The sequence below is a fragment of the Fusibacter ferrireducens genome, assembly GCF_015352425.1.
Taxonomy (GTDB): Bacteria; Bacillota; Clostridia; order Peptostreptococcales; family Acidaminobacteraceae; genus Fusibacter_A; species Fusibacter_A ferrireducens.
On record NZ_JADKNH010000002.1, the window covers coordinates 171,169 to 189,257 of the forward strand.

General features: G+C 38.0%; 15 protein-coding genes. 5 read left to right on the forward strand and 10 right to left on the reverse strand.

The window, feature by feature from the left end; genetic code table 11:
* The 4 genes from ISU02_RS03840 to ISU02_RS03855 form a co-directional block, all read right to left on the reverse strand.
* On the reverse strand, nucleotides 1-4,242 hold a 4,242-nt coding region (locus ISU02_RS03840; RefSeq protein WP_194700467.1), incomplete at its 3' end, for a fibronectin type III domain-containing protein.
* A gap of 86 nt (nucleotides 4,243-4,328) precedes the next feature.
* Nucleotides 4,329-4,796 carry a hypothetical protein gene (locus ISU02_RS03845; RefSeq protein WP_194700468.1) on the reverse strand — a complete coding sequence of 156 codons (468 nt, stop codon included), beginning with the start codon at nucleotides 4,794-4,796 and terminating at the stop codon, nucleotides 4,329-4,331.
* A 12-nt stretch (nucleotides 4,797-4,808) separates the two neighbouring features.
* A complete protein-coding gene (locus ISU02_RS03850) occupies nucleotides 4,809-5,222 on the reverse strand; it encodes a hypothetical protein (RefSeq protein ID WP_194700469.1) in 414 nt (137 codons plus the stop codon).
* 47 nt (nucleotides 5,223-5,269) lie between these two features.
* The gene (locus ISU02_RS03855) at nucleotides 5,270-5,497 is read right to left on the reverse strand and encodes a TM2 domain-containing protein (RefSeq protein WP_194700470.1); all 228 of its coding nucleotides are present in this window, start codon (nucleotides 5,495-5,497) and stop codon (nucleotides 5,270-5,272) included.
* Between the two features lie 296 nt (nucleotides 5,498-5,793).
* Between ISU02_RS03855 and ISU02_RS03860 the strand changes: the two genes are divergently transcribed.
* Together ISU02_RS03860 and ISU02_RS03865 are read left to right on the forward strand one after the other, a co-directional pair.
* Complete coding sequence (locus ISU02_RS03860) at nucleotides 5,794-6,522, forward strand: LytR/AlgR family response regulator transcription factor (RefSeq protein ID WP_194700471.1); 729 nt, start codon at nucleotides 5,794-5,796, stop codon at nucleotides 6,520-6,522.
* Entirely contained in the window at nucleotides 6,512-7,834 is a 1,323-nt protein-coding gene (locus ISU02_RS03865; protein ID WP_194700472.1) for a GHKL domain-containing protein, read from the forward strand. Before ISU02_RS03860 ends, ISU02_RS03865 begins: the two co-directional genes overlap by 11 nt.
* Nucleotides 7,835-8,241: 407 nt before the next feature.
* Here ISU02_RS03865 and ISU02_RS03870 read toward each other — a convergent pair whose 3' ends face one another.
* Genes ISU02_RS03870 through ISU02_RS03880 form a run of 3 tightly spaced genes read right to left on the reverse strand, consistent with a single transcriptional unit; the run spans nucleotide 8,242 to nucleotide 9,115 of the window.
* Nucleotides 8,242-8,427 carry a hypothetical protein gene (locus ISU02_RS03870; protein ID WP_194700473.1) on the reverse strand — a complete coding sequence of 62 codons (186 nt, stop codon included), beginning with the start codon at nucleotides 8,425-8,427 and terminating at the stop codon, nucleotides 8,242-8,244.
* 41 nt (nucleotides 8,428-8,468) lie between these two features.
* Entirely contained in the window at nucleotides 8,469-8,915 is a 447-nt protein-coding gene (locus ISU02_RS03875) for a hypothetical protein (RefSeq protein WP_194700474.1), read from the reverse strand.
* Nucleotides 8,912-9,115, reverse strand: coding sequence for a helix-turn-helix transcriptional regulator (locus ISU02_RS03880; protein WP_194700475.1), 204 nt, complete (start codon nucleotides 9,113-9,115; stop codon nucleotides 8,912-8,914). Before ISU02_RS03880 ends, ISU02_RS03875 begins: the two co-directional genes overlap by 4 nt.
* Before the next feature lie 1,057 nt (nucleotides 9,116-10,172).
* On the opposite strand from ISU02_RS03880, the gene ISU02_RS03890 reads away from it, so the two are divergent.
* Nucleotides 10,173-10,322: a hypothetical protein gene (locus tag ISU02_RS03890; protein WP_194700477.1), complete on the forward strand. Its 150-nt coding sequence runs from the start codon at nucleotides 10,173-10,175 to the stop codon at nucleotides 10,320-10,322.
* Nucleotides 10,323-12,674: 2,352 nt separating this feature from the next.
* Nucleotides 12,675-13,049, forward strand: coding sequence for a hypothetical protein (locus ISU02_RS03900; protein ID WP_207736175.1), 375 nt, complete (start codon nucleotides 12,675-12,677; stop codon nucleotides 13,047-13,049).
* Between the two features lie 430 nt (nucleotides 13,050-13,479).
* Here ISU02_RS03900 and ISU02_RS03905 read toward each other — a convergent pair whose 3' ends face one another.
* Complete coding sequence (locus ISU02_RS03905) at nucleotides 13,480-14,427, reverse strand: helix-turn-helix transcriptional regulator (RefSeq protein WP_194700480.1); 948 nt, start codon at nucleotides 14,425-14,427, stop codon at nucleotides 13,480-13,482.
* Nucleotides 14,428-14,515: 88 nt separating this feature from the next.
* Here ISU02_RS03905 and ISU02_RS03910 point away from each other — a divergent pair, with 88 nt between their 5' ends.
* Nucleotides 14,516-15,397, forward strand: coding sequence for an alpha/beta fold hydrolase (locus ISU02_RS03910; RefSeq protein WP_194700481.1), 882 nt, complete (start codon nucleotides 14,516-14,518; stop codon nucleotides 15,395-15,397).
* 352 nt (nucleotides 15,398-15,749) lie between these two features.
* On the opposite strand, the gene istB is transcribed toward ISU02_RS03910, so the two are convergent.
* Nucleotides 15,750-16,496: an IS21-like element helper ATPase IstB gene (gene istB, locus ISU02_RS03915; protein ID WP_194700482.1), complete on the reverse strand. Its 747-nt coding sequence runs from the start codon at nucleotides 16,494-16,496 to the stop codon at nucleotides 15,750-15,752.
* Nucleotides 16,493-17,950 carry an IS21 family transposase gene (istA, locus tag ISU02_RS03920; protein ID WP_194700483.1) on the reverse strand — a complete coding sequence of 486 codons (1,458 nt, stop codon included), beginning with the start codon at nucleotides 17,948-17,950 and terminating at the stop codon, nucleotides 16,493-16,495. Before istA ends, istB begins: the two co-directional genes overlap by 4 nt.
* Nucleotides 17,951-18,089: the final 139 nt, after the last annotated feature.

The following is an 18,089-nucleotide window of genomic DNA, read 5'->3' on the forward strand; positions in this document are numbered from 1 at the left end:
GACTACGGTAGGCATGATACTGCTATCCTGCCATGCCCATGTGCCGGTTTTAGAGCCACCGATCAGCTCAGAGTCGCTAAGGTGCTGACCATAGGTAATGCTTGCCGACGTTGGCCATGTGAGCACTTCCGGCGTTGCCTGATTGACTGTAAGGTTTACCTTCTGTGTTAAGGCCACACCAGACCAGTCATAGTTATCAACGTCATTTGGCGTAAACACCACATCATAACCGCTGTTGGCTACGGTAGGCATGATACTGCTATCCGTCCATGCCCATGTGCCGCTTTTGGAGCCACCGATCAGCTCAGAGTCACTAAGGCGCTGCCCGTAGGTAATGCTTGCCGACGTTGGCCATGTAACCGTTTCCGGCGTTGCTTGTTTGACTGTAAGGTTTATCTTCTGTGTTAAAGCCACACCTGACCAGTCATAGTTATCAACGTCATTTGGTGTAAACACCACATCATAGCCGCTGTTGGCTACGGTAGGCATGATACTGCCATCCTGCCATGCCCATGTGCCGGTTTTGGAGCCACCGATCAGCTTAGAGTCACTAAGGCGCTGCCCGTAGGTAATGCTTGCCGACGTTGGCCATGTAACCGCTTCCGGCGTTGCCTGATTGACTGTAAGGTTTACCTTCTGTGTTAAAGTCACACCTGACCAGTCGTAGCTATCCGTATCATTTGGCGTAAAAACTACATCATAGCCGCTGTTGGCTACGGTAGGCATGATACTGCTATCCTGCCATGCCCATGTGCCGGTTTTGGAGCCACCGATCAGCTTAGAGTCGCTAAGGTGCTGACCATAGGTAATGCTTGCCGACGTTGGCCATGTAACCGCTTCCGGCGTTGCCTGATTGACTGTAAGGTTTATCTTCTGTGTTAAGATCACACCGGACCAGTTATAGTTATCAACGTCATTTGGCGTAAACACCACATCATAACCGCTGTTGGCTACGGTAGGCATGATACTGCTATCCTTCCATGCCCATGTTCCGCTTTTGGAGCCACCGATCAGCTCAGAGTCGCTAAGGTGCTGTCCGTAGGTAATGCCCGCAGCAGAAGGCCAAATAACGTCGCTATTGCTAACAGTTATTTTTTTGACGGTCAGATAAAAAGTTTTGGTGGCAAAAATACCCATGTGATCTGTGGCCTTTATGGATAATGAATAAGTTCCAGCAGGCGCAATGTTACCATCAATGGCCAGCTCCCCTGTATCAGGATTTATAGCTACGCCTGCCGGAATGGTTCCCTCTAAGCTATAAGTAATTGCTACGGAACCGGTGGCAGTGAAGGTACATGCTTCATTGGATTTTCTCTCGACAATCAAGCTGGTATTGGAATCTGTAAATTCTATATTTCCGACGAGCGTTATCATTTTTGATGCTGAGGTGCTCCAGCCCTTGCTATTGCGCGCCTGCACTTCAAAATCGTACGAAGTTCCGTTTGTAAGGTTGCTAAAGGTATGAGTGAGTCCGTTGCTTACCGCAGTCCAACTACTGCCGCCGTCCTTTGAAACTTGATACTCTGTAATGCTTGATCCCCCCGTATCCAAGGGTTCCGACCATTTCAGGAGAACATTTCCGTTCTTATCCGGTGTAGCGGTAAAATTTTGAGGTTTTGCAGGAACAGTAGCTAGATCAAATGACCCTGAAACGACTTCACCATCACCTGAGCGATTGCGTGCATTTACCTGAAACATTTGCTGGTCACCCCAGCTGATCACATCGAAATTGACATCCGTTTCTGTAAAGGTATAGCTGGTATGGTTTCCAGCAGATACAAACACCCCCATTGAGCCAATACATACCATGTATTCTGTAATTGTGCTGTCTCCCGAAAAATCAGGAGCCGCCCAAGTCAATGTGATACGCTTCTTATCGTCATCATCTCTGAAGGTGGTGATGGCAAGGGTTTTAGGTCCACCCGGCTTGCGCCCTGAAATGTCTTCTATCGTTGCTTTAGCACCTTTTTCATCCCCCCTAACTGCCCGCACTACTAATGTATAGCTAAGACCGTTTTCCAGCCCAATGAACGTATATGTCAAATTGCTGCCAACATTTATCCAAGAACCTCCGTTATCACTTGAAACCTCATATCCAGTGATTCCATCGGCATTGCCAGTAGGAATATCCCATTGTAATATAATTTCCCGATTGCCGACACTGGTTTTAAGGTTTTGCGGCGCTGATGGTGCTAAACTGATCAAATGCACAGGGAGTGCGCTTATCTGTTCTTCACTTACATTTTTGAGAACAGGCAGTTTTTGGGTATCAAAAAACCATGCAGAATCATTTGAAAACAAAGTACTGAAATAGTTTTCAGCTTGGATAGCTACTGTATTTATTGAGGTGCCATCTTTTCTGCTGCTGCCTTTTGGAGTTATCAGCATGCCTTCAAAGGCAACTTCCCCCTGAACTTGTGCATTCTGAACAAATCCTGCGACACGCCCGATATCTTCCGGACCACTTACACTGATATTCAGCGCTACGAGGTCATTAACTGAAAAGGTGTCAGTAATGTAGCCTACGGCGCCGCCTGTCTTGCTATTCGTTGCTTTAATCTCTCCAGTTGCAAAACAGTTGGTTACCGTACCATTAGCAGAAATTGTTCCCGCCACGCCGCCAATCTGTCCATAGCCTTGAATTGAACCGGTCGAATAGCAATTTTTGACACTGCCTCCAGATACTTCGCCCACCACACCACCTTGAGACATCATGCCACCCTTAAGGTCGACAGCGGCATAACAATTACTTAGGTTGCCCTGACTCATGCCGCCTGCTACGCCGCCCACACTGGTGGTAAAATTTGCATTGATAATGCCCGTAACATAACATTCAGATATTGCACCTTTAACCGATCCCGCAATACCTCCTATGTTATACCGGGTAACTCCAGCGTCAATCTGGACATTTTTCAGACCAATTTTTTTCACCTCGGCTCCTGAAGCAATAACACCAAACAGCCCCACATTGCTAATTGCTGTATTGGTAACTTTTAAATTGCTGATCGTTTTACCATTGCCATCGAACTTGGACTTAAAAGGAGCGTCATCGGAATTCCCAATAGGTGTCCAATCAGAAATCTCAGAAAGATCGATATCCGTTTCCAAGCGAAAATAAACGGTACTACTATATGCTTTTGCGTTAACTTGGCTTGCTAAAAAAACTAAATCCTCAGCACTTTTAATTTGATAGGGGGTGCCTATCGTACCATTGCCTGCAAGCTCAGTTACTCCAGTTTCTGTAAGAAGCATCGTCGTAAACACCGTAAAATGCTCCGCAGGCACTTCCAGCGTCCCTGTCTTCTGATCCACACTGGTGTCCATTCCCTTTGCTTCACTTAAGCTGTCGTCCATATGAAAGACTTTCAATTCCTGTGTGGGCATGGTGTCCTCTGTCACCATAGGCATCTGTGCAAAGGAAACTCTTACTTCACCCTTGCTTGTATCTGGCTGAATCTCGTTGCCGTCTTCGTCGGTGATGGTGATGTCAAAGGAAATCATCTCCGTTACTTTTTTTGTCGCATCCTGCTCATGAACCTCTCTGGTCACGGCATCCTCAATCTTTTTCTTATCTTCGGCATCGGTTATCTTCTTGGCATGAAGGACAGCCCATTCCGGGAACACATCTTTTTCCGCCTTGACGGTGATTCCAACGCCATCTATGATCGTGCTTTGGCTGAATACCCACTTGCCGCTGTCCTTAATCTGTACCTGAATCTGCGGCAGGTTTACGCTGTCTAGAAGAGTATAACCCTCTGGGAGAACTGGCTCATAGTAAAATACCGCCCCTGCATTAGCAGAATCAAAGGTATCCGCATTGCTGCGATCCTCATTGATTTGCCATGTGATATCCATTAGTGTCCGCTCTTGGGAGTTGAAATCTATGTGGATTGCAGAACCGGTCGTATTTGCTGCTAAAGGTACCTCGCCGTTGTCATTCTCTTGTGACTCTTCTGCATCATTTTCCGCTGTATCCGTTGAATAAACACGAAGTATTACGCTGAGCGTATCCGGCAGATCAATATCCGATTCCTTCGCGCCTACTAAAAGCTGCTGAGTGGCAATTTCCCCGGACAGTTCTTCAAAGTCCGTAATGGTTTCTACTTCCTGTGCATGGACAGCAACGCCATAGCTTGTAACCGGGTTCATCATCAAAGCTGCCAATATTACCGCTAACCATTTTTTTGCTCTTTTTTTAACAGAGATACAATTTAGGCGTTCTGCAATTTGTTTTAGTTTCATATACACCTCCAATGCCAAATGCCACTTTTTTTAGTAGTACCAGATCTTACTATTAATAATTCCATTTGTAATTACCTTCCGTTATCTTATAATGTTTCAATCCATTGAGCCTTTAAAGCAGCTACCTTTTTATAAATAGGATCATTATCCTTATAGTTATGATCTATTGTAATTTTTTCGCCGTTACCTTTTATAAGAAGAGTTCCCGGACAATTGATTTGCACGCCTTCATCATAAGTGGAATAGCTGCCTGATAACTTAAATTTATCAATATCGACATACTTAATAAGTGTAATATCTGGAAACCGCTCTTGAATTTCCGCTGGTTCCATGTTAAGAAAACTGTTGGGAAATGCTTCCCAGTATTCCATGTCATCTGTGTACATTAAGTTTGCCAAAAAACCAGGGTTTTCCGCCTTGAATTTTTTCTTAAGACTTCTGTTTGTATCCTTAACAAAACCATCTGTTATCTTGACAGCAATGAGTCTATCCTCATAAAACACCACAAAGCCATCATGAGCAACATCCTGGCTTGCTAAAACTGTTTTTTCCATATTGATACCTCCTCACGGCTTATCCTTCAGTAGCCCCTTTTCCCCAAGCAGACCACTTAGGACTTCCCCAACCTCTCGCGTAGCACGGTTGAGGTCTATATTCTCCTTGTTTAGAACATCATACATACCATCAGTTAAGGCATTGCCCATCGCTTCTTTGGCAAAACCTTCCACACCGCTATATACGCGTGTTATTGTAATTGTTGTTCCGGTAACGGCCACCTGAACCAAATATTTGTCTACCGGTGGAAACTTGATACACCTCATGATGCCACTACCCTTTATTTCTGGAACACCAATTGAATAGGTACCGTCTTTCATGATTTCATATAGCTCATCGTAGGTAAGTTTTTTGTTAGTCTTAACTTTGTCATACATTTTGATAGCATCTGTTGCACCTTGCTTAAATTTTTTTAAAAATCCCATGTTAAAATCCTCCATTATAAAATAATTAGTTTGTTTTTTCTGTATTTTCACCGCTGAAGCAAAACGCCATCTTTATCATTAAACTGATCGGTGGCGATCATAATTGCATCCACCAGACACCCAATACCTAACAGGCCTAAGGTAAATAAGTATAATATCCCCCTTCCTATGCGGCCCACATAGAAATAATGCGCACCAAAAAAACCAAAAAAAATGCAAAGAATAAGAGCCACATCTCTTTTTTTGGTACTTGTTTTACTTTCATCACCTTCCAAATCGTCATCCCCTTTCTTACTTCATTTATGTGTCTTAGCTGTCCTAAAAAGGATCAGAAAAAGCTGTCTGTTATTAAAAACAAATTGTTTTCTAATTCTTACAGAATCCAAACACCTTAATATTACGATTTAATAGAAAGTTATTCAATGAAGTCGATATAAAACACATCTTTTCGATGTAAAAAAAACGTTGAACCTACAAAAATAGACTTGACCAAATATTTCATAGAAAAATTGACAAAAATATGTTAATCTAATCGTGAATTATTATATTGCAGAATGGAGGAATACGTACATTGAATATTGGTATCTGCGATGATCTATGCTCAGATCTAGTGCTTTTGGAAGAATATATCTTGCTTTATATGAATACACATAATATTGACTGCACGATATATAAATTTGAAAGCGGTGATAATCTGTTAGCAGATTTAAAATATACACAGTATGACATCTTGTTTCTGGATATTTATATGCAAGGGAAAAATGGCATAGAAATAGCCCGCACCATAAGGAATGCAGGTTTGGAATGCATCATTATTTTTACCACTACAAGTCCAGATCACGCTTTAGATGGGTTTGAAGTTGGGGCAGTACATTATCTGATAAAACCACTGAACTATGAAAATGTGCAAAGTGGTTTAGCGCGTTGTAGTCAGATATTTGAACAATCCAGACAGTACATAGAGGTAAAATCAGGAAGAACAATTTTGCGCATTATTTTGAAAGATTTGATTTTTGCTGAGGTGTACGGCAACACCCTATTGATTCATACTGTTTCCACAGTAGTCAAGACCTATGTATCACTGGATGCGTTCATAAAGCTTCTACCTGCGGAAAATTTTCTGCGCTGTCATAGAAGTTATGTTGTCAATATGAATTTTATCGCGTCTCAGGAGGGCTCAGACTTTGTTCTAAAAGATGGTGCGATAATCCCGATTCCAAAAAAAGACAGGCAGCTGATGAGACAAAAATACTCTGACTATCTGTTTAGCAGAGTAAGGAGGCGGAGCCGTGTTTACTGATAGCATAAATTTTATATATATCGTCATTTTTATAGCACCTTTTGCCGTGCTCCGATTTTATCCATTTCTGGATAAGCTCCGAATTTCTGTTAAGACACTTTTGCTGCTCTATTTTGTACTCATCTTAGTTCAGGCCAGCCTTTTTTGTTTCGCTACACGTCAACCTTTTTGGGATTTATCTATGACCCAACGCTATCAGCTGACATTTTCCATTTTTAATTCGATATTATCCTTTTTTCTGGTCCGTGAAAAAATAGTAAAACAGATATTTGTTTGGGGCATTGCATTTTCACTGGCTGGATTCATTATGACAAACGCAAATTTTGTGGAAAGCCTGTTCTTTGCAAGATTCACAGATTCTGTTCCTTATTATACGTTTACTAATATCATCTCAGCTTTGCAAATTATCATCATTTTTCCTTTTGCAATTAAACATATGAAACAGAATGTTAGACCCGCATTGCAAATTGCCTCCGGAAAGTCATGGCATATCGTTTGGATTATTTTTATTCTTCTTTACAGCGGAACATTCCTTACAACAGGCGGTTTGGGGTTTGATCGTTCAGATACGCTTTATGACTATCTGATTAGAATATTTTGTTTTGGAAGTATAATCGGGAGCAGTGTAATTTTTTCCGTAGCACTGAAACAAACTGGAGAAAATATCCATCTGGAAGAAAAAGCTAACTTAAGCGAGCGACAGCTTGCATTGGAACGTGAATACTTTCAGGCGATTGTAGCGCATATAGATGAAACGAAAGCTGCACGACACGATCTACGACACCACCTGACTCTGCTTCAAGCGTATTCAGCTGAGGGCAAAAAGCAGGAGCTTGAGGACTACATCGGTCAGTATCTGCAAACCGTTGCGGAAGATTCCACAATCATACTTTGTAAGAATTATGCAGTCGATACTATCGTCCGCCATTATATAGAGAAGTCTAAACGTGCAGGCATACAGGCTGATGTTCTACTAAACCTTCCAGAGAAAATTACAATTGCAGAAAGTGATCTGTGTGTTGTTTTCGGAAACTTGCTTGAAAACTCATTGGAAGCATGTACTCGTCAAAAAACAGGAGAAAAATTCATCACTGTTAGTGCCGCATTGGTGGGAGAATATATCATTATAACCATAGATAACAGTTATGAAGGTTCCATTTTAAAAGAAAATGATGTCTTCCTTTCTTCAAAGCGGGACGGAAAAGGTATTGGTATTACTTCTGTTCAGGCAGTATCTGATAAATATTACGGAGAGGTAAAGTTTGAGTTTTCAGATCAAATATTTCGTTCATCTGTTATGTTGAAACAGTAACATAATAAGAAAATTACGTAAGATACAAGTAATTTTTTGCCAAGTAAAATATAAGGATATTTATTAAATATCTACTCCCGCTAAAGCGCCCTTTACTTATTGAACTGAACTCGCAAAAACGGACATTGCAAAAGAACAAAGAACTACAATCACCCCGCTTCTTCTTGGTAAAAAATTTGATATCAGCCTCATCAGTTGCTCAAGCTCTTGGAGCACTGATCCATACATAAATAGTTTTGACATTTCATTTTCCCTCTCTTTCTCTGGTTTTGGGTATAAAAAAAACGACAAGCTCATAGGTCAGTTTGATTAACCTATCACTTGCCGTTTAATCCTCAAGTTACCGTTTATAGTTTTAGAACATTATAAATATATTGATCTGCAAATTACGTATAGATTGCTTCGGATTATCTATCTCTCCAATACCCTAGATGATTAATTTCAAGAATATTATTGGGTGGAATTTGTATATTATTTTTAATCAATAGGACATTTTCACTTGGTTTACCAAAGTCAGTCCAATATGCCTTTGGCAAATAATTCAGAACCTTGTCCTCATCACTTTGGTCATCATCACTGTCATAAATTATCATCTCTCAATTCGCCTCAAGAGGCTGAGTGCATAGGGGTATGCTCATAGTCTCTTATTTAGATTATTAAAAACTATAATCCCACAGCTATACTGGAAAACAAGCATTATGATCAATCCGAAAACAACATATTTTGAAAATGGCATAAAATACCCAAGTACACTCAGTATGGAAAATACTATTATCAAGAAGCAAAAAACGCCTAGCATGATACGATAAGTTATACAACCGCTTTTATCTCTGAGCATAATCTTTCTTTCATCGGACATCTCAATTTTTTCCTGTTTCAATCTTTTTTCATACTCAATCTGATTTTCAGGCTTTGACCAATGTATAAATCTCAAAATCATTACGAGTCCAGGACCAATCCCCGCTCCCCCTAGTCCCCATAAAATACCTTCAAGCTTGAATTCTGTAATTAGAGCAATTGAAATACATACAATTCCAAATAAGGTATAACCGATCCCAACATATATATCTGACTTTTTCATACTTCTTCCTCCTCATAAATAAAAATTTCTTCAATGCTCAGCTCAAAATATCGAGCAATTTTAAAAGCTAAAATGATTGATGGATTGTATCGTCCATTTTCTAAAGAGCCTATTGTCTGTCTTGAGACTTCAAGCGCAGAGGCTAGATCTTCTTGTTTGATACCCTTCGCTTTTCGAATTTCTTCTAATCGGTTTTTCAAATCTACACCCCTTTCTATGGAAAGTTTGCTTTACATATTTACATTATATCGAATTAAAGAAAAATGTCAAGCTAGCTTTCCATAAAAACAGCAGACGAAATTTATCGCCTGCTAAAAGTCATATCAATAATCTCATATAACCTGCTTCAAAAATTAGCAACTACTTGCATAATTCAATTTTTCTTTTTCTAATTCAGAATAAGATTGCTCTTTCCTCCTTGCAAATATGTGGTGTTGACAAATAGTCCGAATCGCGATCCCGTTTCACATCTTCTTTAGGAGCATCATTTAGTACTATTTGAACACCTTTATTATCGGTACTTAAAAGTTAAGGAATCGCCCTCAGAGGCGTATGACAGGTTACCGTAATGAGGGTTGCCATATGGGCCAATCATCGAACTATTGCTGCGTTCGATAAGCTCGGCAAAACCGCATACGTTATCCCATACACATTGTGAGGCAAAATTTTGGCAATCTTCAGATGCTTCCCCAAATAAATTATTTATTGTATTAGTCTTCCGCATAATCTATTGCAACACTATTATCGTATGTCCAAGCATATAAGCTTCTTGCGACTCCCGCATCTTTCTTGTTTAACAGCGGGGCAACTGCAGTACTGGCGTTTAAAGCAGCCTTCTGTTCTGCCTCTGCGGTAGCCTTAACAATCGAAGCAACGGCTTTGAAAACACTTAGAGATTTCAAAGTCTGTGCTAGAGGCTTTTTGGATGTGACTTAAAGAAAATGAAAAAATGCTCTCTTTAAAATAATAGAGCTTTATATACAGGATATTTTTATCCTGATCTTCGTTATCCGGTCACAACGACTGCTCGGAGTTCAGTTCAGGGTTGCTTTTATCCATGGCAGACTTAATCATTTCAAGTGACGGGTTAGCGTAAATCCTGGTAGCCTGAGTTGATGCGTGACCAAGTCTTCTGGAAACCAATTCAAGTTCAATGTCCCTCTGGTAAAGGTTTGTTGTTCTTGTTCTTCTAAACAAATCCAAACGTTTGGATTATATTTTTAAAATCATCTATGCTTTTATGCAGGAGGTGATTTAATGGATATAAAAAAATTACAAATAACTTGTCCACATTTAATCGAATATATGACGGCTGCTGAATATTTTCCACATTATATTCGATTGCTCAAAACAGAAATGAACATGCATGTAAGATTCGGTGCTATGAAACATCATCATCTGAAATGAGAAGACGTTATCGGTTGTATTATGGTATTCTCAAACGATTTGATGAAAATAATGAATATCCAAAAGACGTAGAATATACTATATCGCTGGAAAAATATATGATGCTGCCGGAATAAGAAAAAATCTGGTGAAAGAAAGACCATAGGTTAAATCATGAAGCTATATTTAAAGTTGCAAACTCAAGACTTGGTTGGTACAAGAAAAGTGGAATGAATATAGTGAATTTTATTTTAAATCCAAAATTACTTGAAACAAAAGTAAAGGATGGAGCATGTTTACTCAATACTTTACAATACTATCTAAGAAGTGTTGAAATGTAAGTTGTAGAGCCATATACGAGACCCGTACGTACGGGTCAATGAGAGGACAGTAATACGAGTTATTATTTCTCTACTCTATTTACAAAATAGCCTATAATATAGTTGTTAATTACAAAATAGTACAAGTATTAACATATAAGTATTGACATGTAAATAACAGGGATATATACTTAATGTGCGCAACGTTATACTTATGAGTACTCTGGATACAAAATAAAATTATAGACCAGCTAATAAAATGAGTGAACCAACTGTTCAACTGAATATTCTTTTCAAATAGACCACTAAGTCCGATGTGTATTGCCCACCCGATCTGAAAAATGGGACCAGTAGTTCCGGTGGACTGATCATTAATGATGTATCATACAATTTTGACTAAGTTCATAGTTATTTAACGTGAAAACAAACAAGATTTACTGATGAAAAGTTGAAAGCAGTATGCAATGTATCAACTTAATTGACTTGAATAATGGGGGGAATCATGTCGCTAATATTCGATAATAAAACATGGATCTTGACGGGACCCTTCAGTTGAAAATGCTTAAGAGCTGCTCAGAATAACCTGAGAAAGCGTTTAATTATACAGATAACATTATTAGTTAGGCAACGTTATAGAATGGTCATGCTTAGATGTACAACAATATTCCATATAGTATTTGTAGCTTTCAATTTTCTCAATAATGAAGTGATTAATAGACAAGAATGGGTGGTCTAAAAAAATGTACCCACTGGTCTCATTCATCGGAACCACTGCTCAATTTAGTCTGGAATACTCATTCAACCACAAGATATTGGCTGCTTGGCATGTGCCGGATGCGTAGGTTGTCCTATTTGCGGCGGCGTAACTGTAGTTTTGGGTACTGCTGGCTTAGCAGCAGTTGACTTTTCATCGTAATAGTATAAAATTAGAAGCCAGCTTTTGTTGGCTTCTTTTTTAGGAGGATCTTACGCATTTATATTTTGATAAAAGCTTGGAGATTCGTCTTCTTCGAAATGAACTCATAATTCTTTTTGTAAATGACAATGACAAACCCGCTCGTGAAAAAAACACGAAGAAAATTGCAACTCAACAAAACAGCCTATGAGATTATTGATCTGATAGATGGTTCAAAAACTAAAGCCGAAATTACACAATATTTTATTGACAAATATAAAGTTTCTCAAAAGGATAGTCAGTATTTACTGACGGTAGGCATTCTTTTAGTGCTTTCGCTTTACTCAATAAATGGTTTAGTGTCTGGTAAGATGTCTGAAGTAATGTCTATATATAGCTATTATCTTATCAACTTCTTTAATGTTTCATTAATGATGGGAGTACTATTGACTTCTACTGCTATATCTGAGAAAACCAGTGGTAGATGCGAATATTACATGGCGAATAATATTAGTCTTAGCAAGATTGGAAAAGTTTTTAGCAATACTACATTCGTATTAGTCATTTTACCGGTCTTGCTTCTTAATATAATTACTTATATAGTCTGCTATTTCGTTAAAGAATCTATGATTGAAGTCTTTTTTAGGAGTAGTACTTTTCACTATTTGTTGATTTTGATCATTTTTGCATATTTCTTCAGTAACTTTCTGGTCACTCTTGTTTTATTGTTAAAAGATCCCCAAAGAATGAGGACATTATTAACTCTGACTACTATTATATTGATAAATGCCTTTTCGATTCCTGCAAGGTTTCTATTTGAAAATGGTATTCTGCAAACCGCTACAGGCACTGCTAACGCTTTTATCATAATCGTGCTAATCATAACGCTAGTAGTTATTTTAATTAACAAGTTGATGTCAAAAAAATTGTCCGTTGAGAGAGTTATTCTATCCTATAGGAATTGATTTATTATCTTAATATTAACATTTTGATTAATATTAGGATAATTAGTGTAAACGGCAAACACCGGAATTCACAAAACGCACCTTATACCAATACTTCGAGGATAAAGCCGATCTTTATCTTTCGGTATTGCTCTACCACTATCAGAAAATGGTAGATTCTATTGAGAATACCAGTTATTCCGGGAAAAATGGATTGGAGATTTTAACACAAAACATTTATGGTCAGTATGCCTATTACAAATCCCATCCTGAAGTCTTTTGCATTATGTATGATATCGGTAATGTAAGAGCTCAAACCACTAACCCTAAGATTAACGAGTTTCTGTCACTGGACTTAAAAATAACAAATTCTATAAAAGTTATTATTGAAAACGGTCAGGTTGACGGTAGTATTTCAAATGCAAAAGATGCCTTAACTACGACTCTTCATTTCAAATTCTTCTTAACCGCCATTTTTGACAAACTTATTATCACTGGCAGTAATTATGCCAAACATATAGGAAAATCTGAAGATGAATTTGCTAAAGGCTTATTAGAACTCGTTATTGATACATTAAGAATTCATTAAATATGAAACACCGGTAACTTACGATTAAACTGTTACCGGTGCCGACTTCGTATGCCTTCAACAATGCTGTCAAAACCAGCTGCTTACCCACGCCTTTCTTTTGTGCCGATGCCAACACACCTAATTTTGCTAATTCACATACGGTTTTATCCTATTTGAGCAACACAACCGTTCTAATGGACAAGTACTTTTCAAGCCCTCCTTACGAAATCGAGCGAAAATTTTCCTGATGCTCATCAAGATACTCGACAATCCGGCTCAATGTTCGCTCTTATCCGACGAAGGTAACACAGCGGTGTTTCCTTTTGATATTTTTCGGCCCCAAAATCGGCTCAGAACCACTACGTGTCATCAAAACCAAGCACTCCACATGCTTTGAGTAGACAAAAATGATTTTGTGAGAATCCAATACCCCCTTGCTAGTAAATTATCAATTATCTCTATATAGCGAAAGCGTATCTTCCATTTTCTTTATAAGCATATCCTTTAAATCCTGCGGTTCAATGATCTCTGCATCTGAGCCAAAGGTTGCGATCAATGATGCGATATAAGAAAGTTCTCTCTTAGAAACGCGTTGATACAATATACCTGTATTTTTACTATTCCAAACAATTTTTGAAAAGTCAAAAAAGGAATTTGAAAAATCCCTAACTGCCTTTTGGCTGATACGTAACACGAGTTGGCAAGAATCTTCCGGCAATATGGTATCTCTCTGTTCCATCCATTGCGCCATTGTCGGGAGCTTAACACTTCCTGCGTTCCCCACTTTTAAAGAAAAAACCCTATCTACCCGGAAGAGATTAATTCTCTCATGATTGAGATCATATGCAGGAAAATACCAATAGCCGTTTTCTGAATATATTCCGAGTGGAATTGCTTTTTTATCTTTTTTGCTTTCCAAAGAATCATAGGAAAAAAATATTATCTGCTTTGCAATAGCAGCACGAAAAATAGATTTAAGAAAAGGACTTTTTTCTACTCGATATGGAATTTTCATAGATATATACTTTTGTATACTGCTGAGCTTTTCTTGTAAGGGTTTGGATACTTGGGATATAAGTTTATTTATGACCGAATCAATTTCAGCTTCGTAGGGTATGTCCTGATATTGTTTCAGAGATTCATAAGTGAAAATAATTGAGGCAGTTTCTTCTTCAGTAAATGAAATAGGCGGTAACATTTCACCATGAAGCATAGTGTATCCTCCATTTCTTCCAACTTCGGAATAAAACGGAACGCCCATTTCGGTTAATTCCAGTAAATCCCTCTGGATTGTACGGAGGCTGACGTTAAATTCATCAGCCAATTCTTGTGCTGTAAAAATCTTTTTCCGATTGATATATAGCCACATATCAATCAATCGTCCCATTTTTGACATAAAAAAAATCCTTTCAATATCATGACAGTAATTGTCGTAATTTGAGTATACAATATAGTTATAAATAAATCAAAAAGGAGTGATTCAATTGTTCACTGAGAATCAGAAAGCGCACCCACTTTTTACACACCAAAATATTGCCGTTAATGGTATTCCTATTCATATTACAGAAGCAAGTCCAACAACGAGGCCCTCTATACTCTTCATTCACGGTTGGCCAACTAGTTGGAAAGAATTCGAATCCGTTATGACTGTACTTTCTAATAACTATCATGTGATTGCTATGGATTTGCCTGGTATAGGAGATTCAAAGATTCCACTGCAGTCATATCGCAAAAGCAACATATCAAATTATGTCCTTGGCTTATTAGATACGATGGATATTAAAGATGTTACTCTTGTGGGATGTGATTGTGGCGGACAAGTCGTATATGCTTTTTTAAAAAAATTTCCGCACAGAGCTTCCCGAGCAATTATTATGAATGTTGCTATCCCCGGAGTTGAGCCGTGGGAAACTGTAAAGAATAATCCTTATATTTGGCATTTTAAACTTCATCTTATTTCAGATTTGCCGGAAAAATTAGTACACGGAAAGCAATTGGAATACTTTTCATATTTTTATGATACCTTGGTAGGTAAAGGTAATCGAATAAGTGATGATTTTAGAAAGTGTTTTTCAGATGCATATTCATCTTTGGAGTCATTAAAATCTGGTTTTGAATTATATAGAAATTTTAGTAATGATGAAAATGACAATATGAGCCAAAAAGAGGTTGCTATCCAGATACCTGTTCTCTATTTGCGCGGCGAAGATGAGCCAGTAAATATTGAAACATACATCAAGGGGTTCCGTGAAAATGGGTTCAAAAATGTTAAGTCAGCCATTATAGAACATTGTGGACACTTTTCAGCTATGGAGCAACCTGAAAAAGTTGCTTTGGCAATTAAAAATTTTATTATAAGTAAATAGCGCATTCAGCACTTTCGTTACAATTTTGCACGAAGGTGCTTTTGTCTATAGAAACCACTGAATGCCAATATACAAAGTGGTAAAAAAAAGTACCCACTGGGCACTTTCTAAATTAAATTTCATCTGCTATCTCAAGCAATAGAGCCCCATTTGAGATGCTTGTGTTTTCTTAGAATTCTGACAACTCACTCTTTTAAATATCCTGCTCGCGTGATTTATCGTTGACAGCTTTTGGCTCAAATCTTGTTGTTTTATTGAACAGTCAATAAAGATGCTGTTTAAACCCATTGAGTTCTTTATGGTATTGTCAACTGAAAAATGGTCCACTCAATCGATTGAAAAACGGGCCAACTTATTCTTTTGTTTTCAGCCATGCCATTGTTTCTTCAAAGCGAACGCTGTTTTCCAGTGAGATATCTAAGATGTGTGCTTTATGAGCCAATCGATCAACAAGAGCACCTGTCAAAAGCGTATCTCCAAAGACCTCATTCCAGCGCTCAAAACTAAGGTTTGTGGTAATGACGATGGAACCTTTATCATTTCTGTTTGAAAGTAAATTGAATAAAATTTCTGATCCTGATTTATCAAATGTGATATAACCCAGTTCATCCAAAATAACCAGATCGTATTTTTCAAATTTGCGTTTATACGAATTAAGCTGATGCTGACTAAGTGCTTCTTTCAGCTCGATGACTAGGTTTGGTACTGAAACGAACAAAACGGATTTTCCTTCTAGGATCGCTTTCATTGCAAGACCTATTGAATAATGTGTTTTACCCGATCCTGGTGTACCAATCAGAATGATGTTTTCCTTTTTTTCAATGAATTCAAGCTTTTCAAGTTCATCAAACTTGGGCCAGAATTCCCTATGATATTTGTTTCTACTAAAGTCTTCAAGATAACGAAAATACGGGAATTTAGCCTGTCTAATGCGGGTCTTAATACCATTATTTCGTCTTAGTTCAGCTTCTCTTATGAGTATTTCTGTTAGAAATTCTTCGTGTGTCATATTTGTGTGTAGTGCTTCGGCAAGAATTTCTTCATGAAAAGCTTTTATATAAGGCAATTTCAACTGGATTGCTAAACGTTCAATACTCATTGTCTCACCTCCTTAAAGGTGAGGTTATTGTAAAGTCTTAACTGATTCATTGTTACTTTGGCAAGCTCTGTATTCGAGGATGTCATCAATTGATTTTCAGTAATCAACCTGAACACTTCAATTATTGCATCAATGCTTTTATCCTGGTTTTCTTTTAGAATCTCTATGAATTTCTTTGGATTTGTTTTAAAATAGATATCATAGATGGATTTAAGCACAGGCATACTTTTCAGGGCTAATGAATTTCGTACTGCACCGGGCTTTCTTTCAAAGGTTCTAAGATAATGACGTATGTCGATACTTATTTCCTTTGAACCATCTATTTTTTTATGTGTACATACCAGATGATTATTTGAATAGAATTCAATTTCTGTATGATAAATCTTTGCGGTAATCGTTTTCCCAACGAGATAATCCGGAACTGAGTAAAAATTATTATCTATTCTTGCAAAGCTGTATTTGTCGACTGTGAGCTTTCTGATATCCGCAAGTTCGAGTATTGGTTTATACGGAAGCAAATTTGATTTTTCAAGTTCAATGGCAGTATTCTGGTTTAGCTTTATCAGCTCAGCATCCATGTATTTGATAGCAGCCTCAAGGGACTCAAATTTATATCGAGGTCCAAATATTTTGTTACGAAGGACTTTTACGCTGCCCTCTACATGGCCTTTTTCATTGCCACTGAAGCAATTTGTCACGTTGATGTCAAAACCATAGTACAGCGACATCTTAACAAGATCTTCATTAAGTAATTTTTCGGTTTTGCCAATAAACTTGCTCACAACATTTTTCATGTTGTCGTAAACAACTTCTCGGTAGACACCTTTTACCATTTCAAAAAATTTGACATGAGCATCAAGGAAAACCTCTTTTGTCTGATTATTATAGAGATAGCACCATCTAAAGTTCGCAGCAGGTGATGACAAGACTGCTAAATGGTACTTGACCACTTCTTGATTAATAACGAGTTTGACTTCACCAAAGTCGAATTCCAGACGCTCTCCATAATTGTATTCTTGGCGGATAAAGCATTCTTTTATTCGATTGCGTTTTTCTTTGATTTTAGTTGAGATTGTAGTTTTGCCGATATCAAATCCTTGGCTAACTAATTCCTGATGAATTTGGACATTTGTGAGTTGTTGTTTATTAAGCCCTAGTACCTTCAGCTTTTCTTTTTCAGATGCCAGTATCTGATCAAGTGCGTGATCAATTTCAGATGTGTATTTATAAGCGCTTCTATTCGAAACATCATATACTGGAGCTGATGTCATTTTTTCTTGAACAGTTTTATTGTCAGTGTTTGAGTCTTTTAATGATTTAAGATTAGCGAGGTGTTCATTCCAGTATCGATTAACCGTTTTGCGGTTAATACCAAGTTGCCGAGCAATATATCTGTTAGACATACCGGTTTGTTTGAGTTTAATAATCGTGTATTTATCCATTAAAGTGATCATCTCCAATTCCCCCTAAAGGTATTATAACCTCTAAGGATTTAGTTTGATTGATTGGCCCCTTTTTCAACTGATTATTTTATATAAAGTGGCCCGCTTTTAGATTAACAAATACACTTTACAGAAAACAACTCATATAGTT